We start from the raw sequence: 15,499 nt of genomic DNA, 5'->3' as shown, positions 1-15,499 counted from the left end.
GATGGCCGCTGCTTTGCTCAAGGTCGACAATCTGACGGTTCGCTTCCCGAGCACCGAGCCGGTCAGCCGGCTGAGTTTCGAGGTCGGCGAAGGCGAGACGCTGGCGATCGTCGGCGAATCGGGCTCCGGCAAATCGCTGACAGCACTTGCCCTGATGCAGCTTCTGCCGCGCTCGGCGAAGATCCCCAATGGAAGGATCGAGTTCGCCGGCAGGGATCTGCTCGGTCTCGACCAGAAGGCGATGCGGAACCTGCGTGGGCGCGAGATCGCCATGATCTTCCAGGAGCCGATGACGTCGCTCAACCCGGTGCTGACCATCGGCCGGCAGATCACCGAGGTACTGACGCTGCACGAAGGCATACGCGGCAAGGCAGCGCGGAACCGTGCCATCGAGCTTCTCAATCTGGTGCGTATTCCCGATCCGCAGCGGCGCATCGACGACTATCCCCACCAGCTTTCCGGTGGCATGCGCCAGCGAGTCATGATTGCCATTGCCGTTGCCTGCCGTCCGCGCCTGCTGATTGCCGACGAACCTACGACGGCGCTGGATGTGACCATCCAGGCGCAGGTGCTCGACCTGCTCGATACGCTGCGCCGCGAACTGTCGATGGCTGTCGTGCTCATCACCCACGATCTCGGCGTCGTCGCGCAGTGGGCCGACAAGGTCGTCGTCATGTATGCAGGACGCAAGGTTGAACAGGCGCTGCCCGGCGCGCTGTTCAGAACCCCGCTCCATCCCTATACGCGCGGCCTGCTGGCCGCTTCGCCAAGGCTGAAGACCAATCTGCACTACCGCGACGCCAGGCTGACGGAGATACCCGGCGGCATCGTCTCGGCCGCTGGCGAGAAAGGCTGCCCGTTCCGGCCGCGCTGCGCGGTGGCGCGCGATAGCTGCGCTCATTTCGTGCCCGACCTCGTCGAGGTGAGCGAGGATCGCCTCGTCGCCTGCCCCTACAGCTTCATTCCGGAGGTTGCGCATGGCGCTGCTCTCGGTCTCTGACCTCTCCACGCATTTCCATGCTCACGGTGGTGCGTTGCGCGCCGTCGACGGCGTCTCGCTCGAGGTCGGACGCGGCGAAACGGTTGGCCTCGTAGGCGAAAGCGGCTGCGGAAAATCGACCCTCGGCAAGACGATCATGCGGCTGGTCGATCCGACCAGCGGCAAGATCGAGTTCAACGGCACCGACATCACCGTTCTCGACGCCCGCCGGCTGAAGGCGGCGCGCCGCAACATCCAGATGATTTTCCAGGATCCGTTCGCGTCGCTCAACCCGCGCCACACGATTGGCGACATCCTGACCGCGCCGCTGAAAGTCCATAGCATCGGCAACAAGGCCGAGCGGCGCAAGATTGTAGAGGATATCATCGAGCGCGTCGGTCTGCCCAAGGATTCGCTTGGCCGCTACCCGCATGAATTTTCCGGTGGTCAGCGCCAGCGCATCGGCATCGCCCGGGCACTGATCCTCAATCCGGAACTGGTCGTCTGCGACGAGCCGGTGTCGGCACTCGACCTTTCGATCCAGGCCCAGATCCTCAACCTGCTGGTCGACATGAAACGGCAGCTCGGCCTGTCCTACCTGTTCATCTCGCATGATCTGTCGGTGGTCCGCTATTTCGCTGACCGGGTGCTGGTCATGTATCTCGGACGCATCGTCGAAAGCGCCGACAATGCGACGCTGTGGACCTCGCCAAAACATCCCTACACGCGCGCACTGATGGACGCCGTGCCGGACCCGGCGCGCCGGCGCCAGGCAGCGCCGATCCATGGCGATCTGCCGAGCCCGCAGAACATCCCCAGCGGTTGCCGTTTCCACACGCGCTGCCCGCTGGCGACGGATCTCTGCCGTTCGCAGGAGCCTGCATTCCGGGCGATCGCGGCGGGGCATCACGTCGCTTGCCACTACGCCGAACCAACCCTCAACTGAAAGTTCAACGGAGCAAAACAATGTCCGATTACCGCTATCTCGGCCGCAGCGCCCTGAAGGTTTCCCCGCTCAGCCTTGGCACCATGATGTTCGGCGGGCCGACCGAGGAGACGGTCGCGCACCGCATCATCGACAAGGCGCGCGAGCAAGGCGTCAATTTCATTGACACCGCCGACGTCTACCACAATGGCAAGTCCGAGGAAGTTGTTGGCCGCGGCATCAAGGCGACGCGCGATCATTGGGTGGTGGCGACCAAATTCGTCAACTCGCATGACAAGGGTCCCAATCTCGGCGGCCATTCACGCAAATGGGTGATCCAGACCGTCGAGAACAGTCTGCGGCGCCTGGGAACAGACTACATCGACCTGTTCTATTTCCACCGCGCCGTCTTCGATGCGCCGCTGGAGGAGCCGGTGCGGGCCATCGCCGACCTGATCCGCCAGGGCAAGCTGCGCTATTTCGGCGTGTCGAACTTCCGTGGCTGGCGCATCGCCGAAGTCGCGCATCTCGCCGATGAACTCGGCATCGACCGGCCGGTGGCCAGCCAGCCGCTCTACAACATCGTCAACCGCACCGCCGAGGCCGAGCAACTGCCGGCGGCAGCCTATTTTGGTCTTGGTGTCGTCTCCTACAGCCCGCTGGCGCGCGGCGTGCTGACCGGCAAATACGAGCCCAACCAGGCGCCAGCCGCCGACACTAGGGCCGGGCGTGGCGACAAGCGTATCGCCGAGACCGAGTGGCGCCCGGAATCGATCGAGATCGCCAGGCAGATCGCGGCGCACGCAAAGTCGCGCGGTGTCTCGGCCGCCGATTTCGCGCTGGCCTGGGTGCTCAACAACCGGCTGATCACGGCGGCGATCGCCGGTCCGCGCACTGAGGAACAGTGGGACAGCTACGCCAAGGCGCTGGACTTCAGGCTGACCGCCGAGGACGAGGCCTTTGTCGACCGCCTCGTCACCGCCGGCCATGCCTCGACGCATGGGTTCAACGATCCGAGCCATCCGGTCGAAGGCCGTGTGCCGCGTTCCGAGCCGGCCGCACCGATCCCGCTGACGCGGCCTCTGCGCGCCGCCTGACGGTCAGCTGTGGACTGGCGGGGCCGGCGGCCCCGTCAGAGTCTCCAATCATTTCGCACAGAGAGAGAGACCACGAATTTCCATGTCGAACGGCTGCGCCAGAACATCGTCGTGTTGTCAGGCAACACCCATAGGCCGTCGAAATCACGGAGGCTGGCGCATCACCTGGGTGAGGCACTGCGCGAAAAACTGTCGGTCACAGTGAATTTCCTCGATCTCGTCGATGCCAGCCGCGGTCTGGGTGCTGCGTTCACCCGAAAGGAATTGACGCCGGAGGCGCTGGATGTGATGGCCGCGGTCGAACAAGCCGACGCGCTGATCGTGACGACGCCGGTCTATAATGGTTCCTATGCTGGCCTGTTCGACCTCATCGATCCGCTGGCACTCGTCGATCGCCCAGTCCTGATCGGCGCGACGGGAGGCGGCCAGCGCCACGCGCTGGTGGTCGAACACCAGCTTCGCCCGCCGTTCGGCTTCTATTCGGCGCTGAGGGTGCCGAGCGCCGTCTGTCGCAGCGACAGCGATTTTGCCGACGGCAAGCTTTTGGATCCAACGGTCCTGGGCTGGCCGCACAGGCCGTGGACCAGTTCGCGACGTTGCATGAGCGGAACCTAATTTGCAGCCGCAAATTAATGTCCAATGAATGAACTCCCAAACCGGAAAAAACTCGTGCCTGACCCTCAACCTCGGCGGGGCTCCAACAAAGGTGTGTTGCTAGCGGCTGCAGCGCTGCTGTTTGCCTTTCTCGCTCTTATTCTGTTTGGGTTTTTTCAGTAAGTGCGCGCGGCGCCGGCTTCCCAGAGAGGGCAGAGCACCTGCCGACGTGATCTTCGATCCGCTCGCGTCCTTGCGGTGGGGCGACTATCCAAGCCGGCTCGGTTCGTCGCTCCTGACGGGTTCGGCGGTCCCACCACAGCAGGATGATCATTCGGCAATTCTTGGCAGCGCCGGTATTCAACTCACGCCCAAAGCGATTGAACTGAAGCTGGCCGTCCATGTCGTGACTGACGCAGCATGAGCCGAACAGGCGAGGCAAGCGCAAGCCTTGAGGCCCAACCGCAGACAGACGAATCACGCTCGTGCAGTCTGGAGACAGCGCAACGAGTTATTCATTCGGGCGCCTTCGCATCACCAGCGGAACGAAAGAGTTAATTGGCGGTTTACTAGGGAAGGATTGCAGGGCGAAAAACATTGAGGATTTCTGCCATGACAATGTTGTTCGAACCACTCGACTCTGAAGGTTACAAGCGCAGCGTGGTCTACCATGCCGCACGCTTGTCCATGCTCCACAATCGAATGCTGAAGCGTTTCGAGAAGGTCGATAAAGCGGCTGAAAAGGTTGAAGCCGAGGTGGAGCTGTTTGATGAAGCTGTTCGCACTCTCTACGAATGAGCGGCATGTTGACCGCCGACGTTCCTGCTAGCGCGTATACGGGCGCGGGGTTCACCGTTGCTCCACCAGGCGATGTCGCGCCGCGGATTTGGGCTTGATAAGCATGATCTAATGTATACGATTCACCCAGCCGGCCTGGCTCCCCCGCCATCGGGCCGGTCAGGCCCGACGGTTCAACGCACCACCCCAAACGACTGTCGGGCCGCCAGGACGCTCACTGCGCAGCCGGGTTCATGCTTTGCCTTTTTTTCTCGAAAAGCGCGAGCTTGGTCATATAACCAATTCTGATTTTTGCATGGCATTGGGTGCAGTTGAAGTTGGATATCACCTTCAACCACGATCCCTTTTTTATGATGACATGAGAACAGTTTGGACATTCCAGTTCCAGGTACTCGTCCCCCATATCGTTTGAAATCGGCACTACGACACTCCCCAACAGTTGCCCGTGAAACTTGCGCTTCGAGATCGGCCGGTACCTCCGTGCTCAAACCCCGAACGTGGGTCCTTGGCAGATGTTCCGCAATCCGACCTCTGGCGACCGGGATCGGACCTAAGTCCAAATCGCCGCCAACAGGCCGAGAAGTGGAACCCCGGCGGATGCTTTTTGAACGCTGAATTTCCGTCCTCGCCGGTCGTAGTCCGCCGTCCTCATGGCCAAAGCGCCAATGTTGCCCTTTGTGAGACTGACCTCGTCCGGCCTACCAGGTCGCCAGGGCGCAACTCCGGTAATAATGCGGCGGAGCGAATGTCAGCGCGAAGCTGTGCGCAGGGACGCCAACTCGCTGACAGCAGCAAGGATGACAGCATCGGTTGCCGGCTTCGGCAGGAATCTGCAGTCGCGGAAAGCCGCGGGAACGTCGGCGGGGCCAAATCCCGACAAGAAGGCAAAGGGGATGCCTCGCGCCTGCAATATCCTCGCCACCGGCAGCCCCGTTTCACCGTTCAGCTGGATGTCTAGCAACGCCACGTCAATCTTGTCCGATTCGACAAGACGCAGAGCGGCGGATACCGACGGCACAGGTCCGACCACCTGATAACCGGCGCGACGCAGCCGCGCGGCAGTGTCCTGCGCGACTAGCCATTGATCCTCAACAATCAGAACACTCACGCTTTCGCTCACGGCCCCTCTCTGCGATTGACCGGAAATGAGATGTCGATCCGAGACCTTCGGGTAGTTGTTTCGACATGTCCGCAAACCTATAGGTAACCTCTCCATGCAGCAAGGTGAGGCTGATGCTGGAGCGGAGGCGCTTCCACCGACCACTTGCTGAATTACCGGAGCCGAAGATTAGCGCGTCAATGGAGCTGCCGTCCGCGCCTCCGCTCCATCAGAGTTGGATAGGCGTTTACCCCTCTCCACGATCCACAAAATCTAAAAGCCGCCGTACCGCGCCATTGGCTCTTCAAAGCATGAGCAGCACCTCTCTCTCCATCTTGGGCGACCTGAGATTGCAATCGGTCAATGAGCGTCAGAAGTGCGATGCACCGAGTTTGTGCCTGCAGTTTTTCGAAGGAAAGGCTTGAGAATTCATGATTTCGGAGCAGGTTTGGCTGGCGCATGAGCGCCGCAGATCTATACTGGGGAGATCAAGCGATGGGGTCGGCCATGAGCAAAGAGTTCAGTGTAGCTGATGCCTATGGCGCCGGCCGCGCCATGTTCATGGGACTTGAACTGCTGGTTTCGCCCGGTGCGCTCGTCCCCAGACCTGAGACCGAGTTGCTCGGCAAGACCGCGCTTGGTGTGTTGCATCAGATGAACCTGCCGGCTCCGCGCATAGTTGATATGTGCTGCGGCACTGGGAATCTGGCGTGCGCGATCGCCTACCATGTGCCCAGCGCCCTTGTCTGGGCAAGCGATCTCACCGATGAATGCGTCGAAACGGCACGCCGCAACACCTCACATCACGGCATGGCTGAGCGTCTTTCGGTGCTTCAGGGCGACTTGTTCGACTCTCTCATCGGCCTTGGGCTAGACGGAACTATCGACGTAATCGTCTGCAATCCGCCTTACATTTCTGAAAAGCGGCTCGAGGGCGACCGCGCCCATCTGATCGAGCTTGAGCCGCGCGAGGCGTTCGCAGCCGGCCCTTACGGCCTGAGCATCCATATGCGCGTACTGAAAGACGCACCGCGATACCTGCGGCGTGGCGGCATCCTGCTCTTCGAGGTCGGGCTTGGCCAAGACCGACAGGTAGCGGGTCTGCTGGAACGCAGCAAGGCATTCGAGAACATCCGTTCGGTCTCGAACGAAGCGGGCGAGGGCCGGGTGGTTCTGGGGCAAGTCAAGTCGCAGGCATGAATCCTGCGACAGTCAGACCAAATACGGGCTGCTCTGGGCGTAACGCTTACCCATCAGTTCATTTTGCGGATGATGTATTGCTCGATCCCCTGGATGGAATCGAGGTTTTCAGGCAGAAGTTCGCTATCCTCGACGGTAATGCCAAAGGTCTCCTCGATGAAGCCGATAATCTCAAGCACACCCGTCGAGTCGACAATGCCTTGATCGAGCAAGGATGCGTCATCCAGCAATGCCTTGACGTCGCTGACGTAGAAATTTGAAACCAAGAAACTACGAATCTGCTCGCTGTAGATTCCGGTGCGTTCCTTGATGGTCAACATGAATTCGTCCTCCGTGGCGTCACCATTAAATCAGCGACTTGGTTCTGGCCCCGCATCATGACAGCGCCGTTTTCTTGAGTTTTCCCGTGTCCGTCATCGGCAGGTTCGCCACAACGACGATGGATTTCGGGACCATGAAGTTTTCCAGACGCTTCTGGCACTCCTTCTGCAGTTCCCTTTCGCCAATGGCTCTTCCATGCTCCATCACCACAAAGGCTTTCACCGCTTGCCCGAGGAGCTCGTCGGGAACACCGATGACAGCCGCTTCCCGGACTCCTGGAATGTCCATGAGTACGTTTTCCACTTCCCTTGGCGCCACCTTCTCGCCTCGCGACTTTATGATCTCATCCCCACGGCCAACGAAGTAGAGGTAACCCTCCGTATCCATCCGGCAGTAGTCGCCGGTGTATAGGACCTGCTCGCCGGGCAGCGGGCCGGGTTTGAGTTTCCTGGCCGTTGCCTCGGGCTTGCCCCAATACCCGTTCATCACCGTTGCGCCGCGAATGACGAGTTGGCCGACAACGCCTGGGCCTATCCGCCTGTCATGCTCGTCAACGATCCACATCTCCGTATTCGGGATTGCGATCCCTACGCTCAATGGCTTTCGCTCGAGGTCCTCTGGCGGCAAATAGGTGCAACGTTTGCATTCGGTGAGACCGTACATCGAATAGATGCGTGCACCCGAAAACAGCTCGCGAAGCATGAAAATATGCTTGAGGGGTAGGGCTGCCGCAGTGTTTGTGACGTAGCGGATGCTCGAGAAATCCTGGTCTTTGAGGGACCTGAGTTCGGAGAGTGCGGCAAAGATTGTGGGCACGCCGGGAAAGCCCGTAACTCCCTCCTGCCTGATCAACCCGAGGATCTGTGCCGGGAAAGCGAACGAGCGTTCGAGCACCAGCCGGGCGCCGGTACGAAAAGCCATGATCATCTGGTACAGTCCATAATCGAAGGCGAGGGGTAGGACATTGAGGATCACCTCGTCCTCGGCAATCGCGAGGTAGGAAGCGACAGACGCGCACGCGGCCATCATGTTTCTGTGCGTCAGCATCACGCCCTTGGGTTCGCCCGTCGACCCGGACGTGTAGATGATGGCTGCCAGATCAACATCGATGCACTGCCGTGCCGGCGGCGTATCCGCGCCATTGGCGAGGGCGGCGTCCCAGCGCACGGCAAACGGCAGCTGGGCGAGTTCGACGTCGTCGATCGGTCCCGATACGATCACCCGCAGAAGTGACGGGCAGCCGCGCGCCGGCTCGCGGAAGATCGCTTGCAGATGGCCGTCCGTGATGAGCGCCGTCGGCCGGCAGTCGTTGAGCAGATAATCGAGCTTGTCGCTCTTGGTGAGCGGGTTGACGATGCACACCACCGCATTCGCCTTTAGCACCGCCCAGAAGCTAACCACCGTCTCGACGGTGTTGTCGGCGAAGATCATCACGCGATCACCGCGAACGACTCCGGATGCGGACAGGTCCCAGGCGATCGCGTTGGCTCGCGTTTCGAGTTCGAGGTAGGTGACACGCTGCCTGTTGCACACCAGCGCCACCTTACTTCCGTGTCGGACGGCGGAATGGGCGAGGTAGTCATGCAGCAATGGTACGGCATCATGCAACATACAGGCGCTCTTCCCGATGTTCGCAGTCGACGTCGACGCTGAGCGTGCATTCGAGCGTTGCACTGGGACAACCCGCGACGAACTGCTGATGAAGAAGTTGGGTCGACAACACGCCGACCAGCGCCATGTTGTCGGCATTGGACAGGTCGCCATCGCCAGTTCTGGCCTGGCATTTGGCAAGCAGGTGCGTGACCGCCTTTGGATCGAAGACATTCGCCTCGCGCAGGGCCGTCTGCGAAACCGCCTCGCGAGCGTAATCCGGAGCGTCTGCGCCGACGAAGCAAAGCGCGTTGGGCGCACGGAAGGGCTGCTTCTTGCGGGCTATGATCTCGGAGGGCAGGATAGGTGCCGCCATGCGCTTCAGCACGTGCTTCTCGTCGAGGCCGCGGAGTTTGAAGGAGGGTGGCAGCGAATTCGCGAGCCTCACAAGTTCATCGTCCAGGAACGGGAAGCGCCCCTCGACGGAGTGAGCCATCAGCATCCTGTCGCCTTGCGAGGAGAGCAGATAGCCCGACATCAGTGTTTGGACCTCGAGATACTGGTCCTGCGCAAGAGGGCTCCAACGGGCAAACTGCGTTGGCAGACGGGCGAGCAACTCGGACACGGCGTCGCGGCCCTGGGTTCGAGCCCGCATATCGGCCGTAAACAAGCGCTTGATGGCCCTGGTCGTTTGCCAGCGCGTTTCATGAGCAAAGCCCGGCGCGTCGTAAGCCTGAATATTTCGCCCGAAGAACCGACGCGCCATCGCCTGCTGTTGCACCGGCGAGCGGGTGAGATAGGGGTAAAGGCGTTCCAGGAGCCGAGAGCGTCGTGTCGAAGTCGGGTGGCGCCCCCAGAAGCGGCGGACCTTGCCTTCGCGAAACAGGTCGTAGCCGGCGAACATTTCGTCAGCGCCTTCGCCGGTCAGCACGACCTTGATGCCACGCTCGCGCACCAGGTGCGAGAGCAGGAAGAGTGGCGCCGGGGCAGTCCTCAGGATCGGGCGTTCGGTGTGTTGGATTACCTCCGGAAAGATTCCGGCTATATCTCTGCGCGAAACGACCACTTCATGGTGCTCACTGCCGATCGTCTCGGCAACCATTCGCTGGAAGCGGGTCTCGTCATATTCGGCGTCGGCAAAACGTAAGGAGAAGGTTTGGAAGCGCTCGCCCGCGAAGCGCCTTGCGAGCGCAGCCACAAGCGAACTGTCCAGCCCTCCGGAGAGGTAGCACCCGACAGGCACGTCGGCGCGCACCATTCTGAGCGCCGTCGCGGCCTCAAGAGCGCTAGACACGCGGTCCACCGCGTCGTTGGAGGACCCGGGGAACTCGCCCTGCCGCGATCCGAAATTGTCGGGATAGGAAGGCTGCCAAAAAATCCGCTCACGAACGGTGCCATCCTGATAGATGCGGACACGACCCGGCTCGAGTTCGTTGATTCCGTGGAAAACTCCTTGCGGCGGAACGACCGTCCAGAGCGTGAACGTCTGATCGATGCCGGCTGGATCAAGGGCGCGAGGTATGGTTCGATCGGCCGCGAAAATGGCTTTCACTTCGCTGGCGAAATAAAGCCGGTGCGCATGCTCGCTGAAATACAGCGGGCAAATGCCGAAGCGGTCGCGCGACAATATAAGACGATTGGCCACTGAATCCCAGATCGCAATTGCCCATTGGCCGTTCATCCGCTCGAAGGCCGTTTCTCCCCACTCACGATAGGCGTGTAGCGCGACCTCCGTGTCGCTGCGGGTTCGAAAGCGGTGGCCGAGCGCCGTGAGTTTTTCACGCAATTCGACGTAGTTGAATATCTCGCCGTTGAACACGATCCACGTCGTATCGCCTGTGTCCGCCATCGGTTGCTGGCCACTGGAAAGATCGACGATGGACAGGCGCACATGCGCCAGCCCCGCGCGTCTGTCCCGGTAGAGACCGCGCCCGTCGGGGCCGCGATGCGCCAGCGCGCCCATCATCTGCATCAGCGCCTGCCGCGAAGGAGAAGCCGCTGTGGCATTCAGCGCCACGATTCCAGCGATGCCGCACATGCTCGGTCAATCTCCGCCTTCCGCGGACAGCAAAGGCCGCGCGTGAAGATAGTGGGCCGCCCTTCGTTTCGCTTCGATGTCCTTGAACACTTTCTGAAGCTGGGGCTCGGTGAGGCCAGCAACCGCCGCGAGCTCATTGCTGGCGACCCCGTGGTTCAGGCCGTAGAGGCATAGATCCATCAGGTGATAGGGCAGCGCGAAATAGAATTCTTCCTGGCTTTGGGTCATGGAAAAGGTGTCGGTGGTCGGTGGCCGCTGCCGGATTTCATCATCCACCTCGAGATATTCCGCGAGTTGATAAACCTGGGTTTTGTAAAGGTGAACGATCGGCATCACGTCGGCGGCTCCGTCGCCCTGCTTGACGAAAAAGCCCTGGTCGTACTCGAGGCGATTTGGAGTGCCGACAACCGCGTATTTGAGGCGGTCGGCGTGATAGTATTCCGTCATCTTGCGCAGGCGCTGCTTGTAGTTTGTCGCAGCAACGATCTGCAGATAGGCAGCTGGCGGCAGACGCACGGTATCTACTTTACCCTGCGGATCCTGGACCGTGAGGCGGGTTATATTGAGCCCGCTGCTCTCCAGAACCGACGCGATCACCAGCTTGCATTTCCACCCTTCCCCATAGTCGGGAACGACGGTCTGGATCGCATCGATCTGCCGGCGGTAGGCCCCAATGGCCTCCAGTGCCGGTGCTATGTCCTCAAGGACGCTTTCAATGCCAAGCTGTGCCGCGACGCGGCGGCCAAGTCTCAGGGAGTCGCCGGAAGAATCCCGCTCCGGCATGAACAGTCCCAGGACCTTGTCTTTCCCGAACGCGCGCATGCACAAGGTCGCGACGACGGAGCTGTCGATACCGCCGGAAAGACCGACAACCACGCCGCGACGATGCAGGGTGCCGAGAACCTGAGTGCGCAAGGTGTCAACGATGCGATCGACCTCCGCGCGGGCATCGAGCGTCAGCATGTCCTTGCTGAATTCCGGAATTATGTCGATGACAAGTCCTCCCTTTTGCGAGATTCGGCGGGGGAATAGGTCTGCACGATGGCCGTCTCGATAAGCGGACGGTTGGTGGCAAGGTTTGGTTCGACGACAAGGTCGATGTGGCTGCCCGTGATCGAAATGACGTCCAGGTGTGCCAAGACGCTGTCCCAGCCCAAGGCCCGCGGCATTCCCTCCCTGCGACATCGGAACAAGGTACCGGAGAGGGGCAGAGCCGGTTTCGGTGCCTCAAGCCACTGGAAGAATGACTTCGCCCTTAAAACTTCCTGCAGTTCCAGTTTGGTCCTGAAGATCGTCGGGTTGAACTCTCCATTGGCAAATCTGTCCAGAATCCTGGCCAGACGCGCTTCGCCGCCCACGGCGACGGTGATCTTCGCAAGGGCTCTGCAAGCCATCCGGTGCGCGGATATGCGGTTGGTGCGAATACGATAGAACGTACGGGTAAGAGTCTCCCAATGGTTGCTCGGCTCGTCCAGAAGGCTCGTGTCGAGGATGCCCAGGAACCGCACCGTTCGCCCGGCCTTCATGAGCCGTGCGGCAACCTCGAATGCAACCGCGCCACCCAGAGAATGGCCGAGAAGTCGCACGGAACCCGCAGGTTGGATGCGGCTTATCTGCTCGAGTGCGGCGCCAGCCATGGCGCTGAGGGTGTTGTGTCCGTCCAGTATCGCCGCAAGGCTCGGATATCGGATCGGGTTTACACGGGCGACTTTCCCCATGGCGGCTGCGAACGCAGCGAGGCTCGGACCATAGCCAACGGACCCTGGAAACAGGAAAAGAACCGGGGGGTGGTGCTTCTTTTCGCGCCCTTCGCCCGACCGTGCAGAGACGACCGCCTCAACCATCTCGTCCAAGCTCATGCCGACGGTGAATGCTTCGAGGCCCAGCTCTTGCCCGATGGCGTTTTCGATCGCCATCACGCAGTGCAGCAGCTGCAGCGAATCTCCTCCAGCATCATCCCAGTTTCCCGTGGCAGTGCCTGTGTTGAGAACCTGCGTCCACGCGTGCTGCACTATTTGACGTGTGTCCTTTGCTCCTCCGGCGGGCGGAGCATCGAGAGTGGACGACCGGGCGACTCGCGCCCTCCTTCCGTGCGAACGATCTATCTCGGCCAGTGTTGCCAAATCGACCTTACCTCCCGACAGGCGTGGGATTGCGTCAACGGGGTGCAATCGCAAGGGACGCAATGGTGCCGGCAAGGTCATTCTGAGGAGCTGGCGAAGGTCGTCTGCAAAAGCGCCGCCTGCGAAGCGCTGGGGAACCGCGAAGGCGATGAGTTCCTGCGCGGCCGTTACCATCACCACGGCATCCGCCACCGAAGGCGCGCAACGCAAGACCCGTTCGAGTTCGGCGGGCTCGATGCGTCGACCATTGATCTTGATCTGGCGCCCTTTGCGGCCGACGATCCTCAAGATGCCATCATCGTCGAGCCGAACGAGGTCCCCGGTCGAAAAAAGCCGAGCCTCGGGATCGTCGGGGTCCGGCTGCGCGGGAACGACCACACCGTTCTCCCAATGACCAAGCAGGACATAGCGGCTTTTGATCAGAAGCTCTCCACTTTCGCCTGGCCCTACATTGCGCTCCGCTTCGTCGACGATAGCGAATGTCATACCAGGGAGCAGCCTGCCGACGGGAACCGACGCGTCTTGCTCGGGCCAGTCAGGCGGCAAGAACCATTGCGAACCGATGGTTTCAGTCGATGAGTAGCCGATCTGGATCAGACACTGGTCCGAAACGGCTTTGCGCAGCAAAGCGATGTCCGTCCATGACACTTTCTCCCCACCGATTCGGGCCACTCTGAGCGGCCAGGAAGCGTCGGCGGGCGCCTCAGCCAGGAGGGCTCGAAGCAGTGCCGGCACAAGATAGGCGATCGTCACACCTTCGGACTGCAATCGAGCGCGCGTAGCGCGCAGGCCGACAGCCTCCACCTCGAGAAGATGCAACGTGGCGCCCGTCAGCAGCGCCGCAAAGATCTCCCGGCAACCGGCGATCGTGGCTGGCCCGGTCAGCGGCAGGAAAACGTCATCCGCGCTGATATGGCACGCATCGACATATTGCCGGACCCGCCATAGCAGGCTGCGTTGGCTGTTGACGATTCCCTTGGGGCGCCCGGTGCTGCCCGAAGTGTAAAGCACCAATGCGGGCGCATCGACCGAAACCATAGGGGGCTTATGCTGCTGTTCTGGGTGTTGATCGTTGGACGCCACGGCGGCCGCAATTTCGATCCAGACGATCTCTTGGGCCAATTCGACCGGGCGAACATTTTCGGCGCCTATAATCGCGCCGAGCCCCGCGGCACTGACTATATCGAAAATGCGAGAGGCGGGATCTCTTGTGTTGAGCGGGACCGAAGGCCGTCCCGCCGCCATGGTCGCCAACATCGCCACAGGATACCAAGCGGAGTTTGCTTGCAGGATGCCGATGGCCTGCCCTTCGGGGACGACGGCAGCGATATGAGTTGCCAGCGTCTCGACCGCCCGGAAAAGCTCAGAAAAAGTCAGGCGGTTCGCGCCGTCGCTGATTGCGAGCTTGTCAGGATACCGCCTGGCGACATCTCCAAGGTGGTCGAAGATTGGAGTGTCCGCAAATTTGGCACCCATCTGTCGGTAACGGCGCCAGACTGGCCCCCCTTGGTCAAGATCATATTCGGGAACGACTGACCACTTTCGGGTGGGTCGCAGATCCACCTGTAGGTTTTGATTTGCCACTTCCGAATGCAAACACACTGAGGACATTCAGGGCCCCGCCAAGCTGACGGTCGAACATCGCTCGCCGCGGAGATCTTTTCATCAATCATTCGGATGATGCCTCGATCTTGCCTAGCCAGCGCTTCCCGAGCGTCCTTCAGAAGTTTTGCCATCTGTGTCCAGCACCGGTCGTTTTTCCTTGCAAGCTCCGTCGAGCGCAAGACGGCTTGCCCAGGCAAACGGAGCGATCGGCATCTCCGCTAGAATCCGGGCTCGGTGCCCAGATTCACTGACTGGAACAATCATTCAAATGAACGTTGGTGTGATCGGAAATCCGGCTAAGCTTGATCCGTAGGGGAATGACTGCTCGTTTCGGAGACGCTTGAGCATATGATCATCGAGTTGTTTGGGCCGCCTGGCGCGGGTAAAACCACGCTGCTTCGCGGCCTCTGCCAAGGGCTGGCGAGACACGGCATCAATGTGAAGACAGTAAATGGGTATCGCCTGATTGAACCTGGATCGGCTCAGGATGACGCTCCGGAAATCCGCCATGGCATAGGAAGAATTGGCAAAAAGATTGCCACATCCGGTCCTATCTTGCTGTCGACCTTGCCAAAGGACAGTGTCGCGGCCCGGCTTCTGGCATCGATCCCTCTTCGAAGCCGCGTGTGGTCATGGCGAATGAAGGTCGACATCGCCCAACTGTGCCAGTCCTGGCGCCAAGCGCGGGAGTCGCCCGGTTGCTTCATCTTCGAAGAGGGCATGATTCAGGCTTTGTGTGCGCTGGGTGTGCTGGCTAGAACTCCAAGCCTCGACGCGGTCCGCGAGTGCCTGGCGTTCCTGCCGCGGCCGGATCTCGTTGTGCAACTCGACGCGCCCCAGGAAACGTTACGCCGCCGTCTTGTGGATAGGCATGCGCAGCAACCGCTCCTCGAGGTTATGCTGTTCGAACTTGGCGTGGACAAAGGATTAAGGCAGGCCGAAATCTCAAGAGAGGTCGGCGAGTGCCTGCGCCAGGACCGATGGCCGTTGATACAAGTCAATGGTGCTGAACCTCACGACGTGGACGGGGTCGTCGCGCGCGTTCTGGGAGAGCATGTTGGTCATGCTGCCTAGGCTGGCCCATGACCTATGATCCATGACACATTTATGCATTTGGCGCCAAGCCGGGC

15 protein-coding genes are annotated in these 15,499 nt (G+C 60.7%); 8 read left to right on the top strand and 7 right to left on the bottom strand.

The features are described from left to right. Window position 1: 1 nt before the first annotated feature. The 6 genes from NKJ18_RS00250 to NKJ18_RS00225 all read left to right on the top strand — a co-directional run bounded on the left by NKJ18_RS00250 (window position 2) and on the right by NKJ18_RS00225 (window position 4,393). Window positions 2–1,000: an ABC transporter ATP-binding protein gene (locus NKJ18_RS00250; protein ID WP_352594888.1), complete on the top strand. Its 999-nt coding sequence runs from the start codon at window positions 2–4 to the stop codon at window positions 998–1,000. Then, complete coding sequence (locus tag NKJ18_RS00245) at window positions 978–1,925, top strand: ABC transporter ATP-binding protein (protein WP_352594890.1); 948 nt, start codon at window positions 978–980, stop codon at window positions 1,923–1,925. The genes NKJ18_RS00250 and NKJ18_RS00245 overlap by 23 nt, the downstream gene beginning before the upstream one ends. A gap of 20 nt (window positions 1,926–1,945) precedes the next feature. Continuing rightward, entirely contained in the window at window positions 1,946–3,001 is a 1,056-nt protein-coding gene (locus NKJ18_RS00240; protein ID WP_023670876.1) for an aldo/keto reductase, read from the top strand. 111 nt (window positions 3,002–3,112) lie between these two features. After that, on the top strand, window positions 3,113–3,616 hold the full coding sequence (locus NKJ18_RS00235; RefSeq protein WP_352757602.1) for an NAD(P)H-dependent oxidoreductase: 504 nt from the start codon (window positions 3,113–3,115) through the stop codon (window positions 3,614–3,616). 208 nt (window positions 3,617–3,824) lie between these two features. Then, window positions 3,825–4,019: a hypothetical protein gene (locus NKJ18_RS00230; RefSeq protein WP_023701119.1), complete on the top strand. Its 195-nt coding sequence runs from the start codon at window positions 3,825–3,827 to the stop codon at window positions 4,017–4,019. Between the two features lie 188 nt (window positions 4,020–4,207). Continuing rightward, window positions 4,208–4,393 carry a hypothetical protein gene (locus NKJ18_RS00225; RefSeq protein ID WP_023697125.1) on the top strand — a complete coding sequence of 62 codons (186 nt, stop codon included), beginning with the start codon at window positions 4,208–4,210 and terminating at the stop codon, window positions 4,391–4,393. A 173-nt stretch (window positions 4,394–4,566) separates the two neighbouring features. Here NKJ18_RS00225 and NKJ18_RS00220 read toward each other — a convergent pair whose 3' ends face one another. Together NKJ18_RS00220 and NKJ18_RS00215 are read right to left on the bottom strand one after the other, a co-directional pair. After that, window positions 4,567–4,770 (bottom strand): hypothetical protein, encoded by a 204-nt coding sequence (locus NKJ18_RS00220; RefSeq protein ID WP_155921622.1) that lies wholly within the window; start codon window positions 4,768–4,770, stop codon window positions 4,567–4,569. A 371-nt stretch (window positions 4,771–5,141) separates the two neighbouring features. Next, window positions 5,142–5,513 (bottom strand): response regulator, encoded by a 372-nt coding sequence (locus NKJ18_RS00215; protein ID WP_023670881.1) that lies wholly within the window; start codon window positions 5,511–5,513, stop codon window positions 5,142–5,144. Between the two features lie 486 nt (window positions 5,514–5,999). Here NKJ18_RS00215 and NKJ18_RS00210 point away from each other — a divergent pair, with 486 nt between their 5' ends. Next, window positions 6,000–6,692: a N5-glutamine methyltransferase family protein gene (locus tag NKJ18_RS00210; protein ID WP_023697126.1), complete on the top strand. Its 693-nt coding sequence runs from the start codon at window positions 6,000–6,002 to the stop codon at window positions 6,690–6,692. Window positions 6,693–6,745: 53 nt separating this feature from the next. On the opposite strand, the gene NKJ18_RS00205 is transcribed toward NKJ18_RS00210, so the two are convergent. The 5 genes from NKJ18_RS00205 to NKJ18_RS00185 are packed head-to-tail and all read right to left on the bottom strand — an operon-like array spanning window position 6,746 to window position 14,375. Next, entirely contained in the window at window positions 6,746–7,012 is a 267-nt protein-coding gene (locus NKJ18_RS00205) for an acyl carrier protein (RefSeq protein WP_023670883.1), read from the bottom strand. 55 nt (window positions 7,013–7,067) lie between these two features. Then, the gene (locus NKJ18_RS00200; protein ID WP_023830100.1) at window positions 7,068–8,624 is read right to left on the bottom strand and encodes a class I adenylate-forming enzyme family protein; all 1,557 of its coding nucleotides are present in this window, start codon (window positions 8,622–8,624) and stop codon (window positions 7,068–7,070) included. After that, the gene (gene asnB / locus NKJ18_RS00195; RefSeq protein WP_352757600.1) at window positions 8,614–10,641 is read right to left on the bottom strand and encodes an asparagine synthase (glutamine-hydrolyzing); all 2,028 of its coding nucleotides are present in this window, start codon (window positions 10,639–10,641) and stop codon (window positions 8,614–8,616) included. The genes NKJ18_RS00200 and asnB overlap by 11 nt, the downstream gene beginning before the upstream one ends. Window positions 10,642–10,647: 6 nt before the next feature. After that, window positions 10,648–11,628, bottom strand: a complete 981-nt coding sequence (nadE, locus tag NKJ18_RS00190; RefSeq protein ID WP_280790677.1) for an NAD(+) synthase — start codon at window positions 11,626–11,628, stop codon at window positions 10,648–10,650. After that, window positions 11,625–14,375, bottom strand: coding sequence for a non-ribosomal peptide synthetase (locus NKJ18_RS00185; RefSeq protein WP_023691500.1), 2,751 nt, complete (start codon window positions 14,373–14,375; stop codon window positions 11,625–11,627). Before NKJ18_RS00185 ends, nadE begins: the two co-directional genes overlap by 4 nt. Before the next feature lie 342 nt (window positions 14,376–14,717). On the opposite strand from NKJ18_RS00185, the gene NKJ18_RS00180 reads away from it, so the two are divergent. Next, window positions 14,718–15,443: an AAA family ATPase gene (locus tag NKJ18_RS00180; protein WP_023670888.1), complete on the top strand. Its 726-nt coding sequence runs from the start codon at window positions 14,718–14,720 to the stop codon at window positions 15,441–15,443. The last annotated feature ends 56 nt before the right edge of the window (window positions 15,444–15,499 follow it).

Origin of the sequence: Mesorhizobium sp. M0217, assembly GCF_040321955.1 — a bacterium.
GTDB lineage: Bacteria > Pseudomonadota > Alphaproteobacteria > Rhizobiales > Rhizobiaceae > Mesorhizobium.
This window is presented reverse-complemented; position numbering and strand designations above follow the sequence as displayed.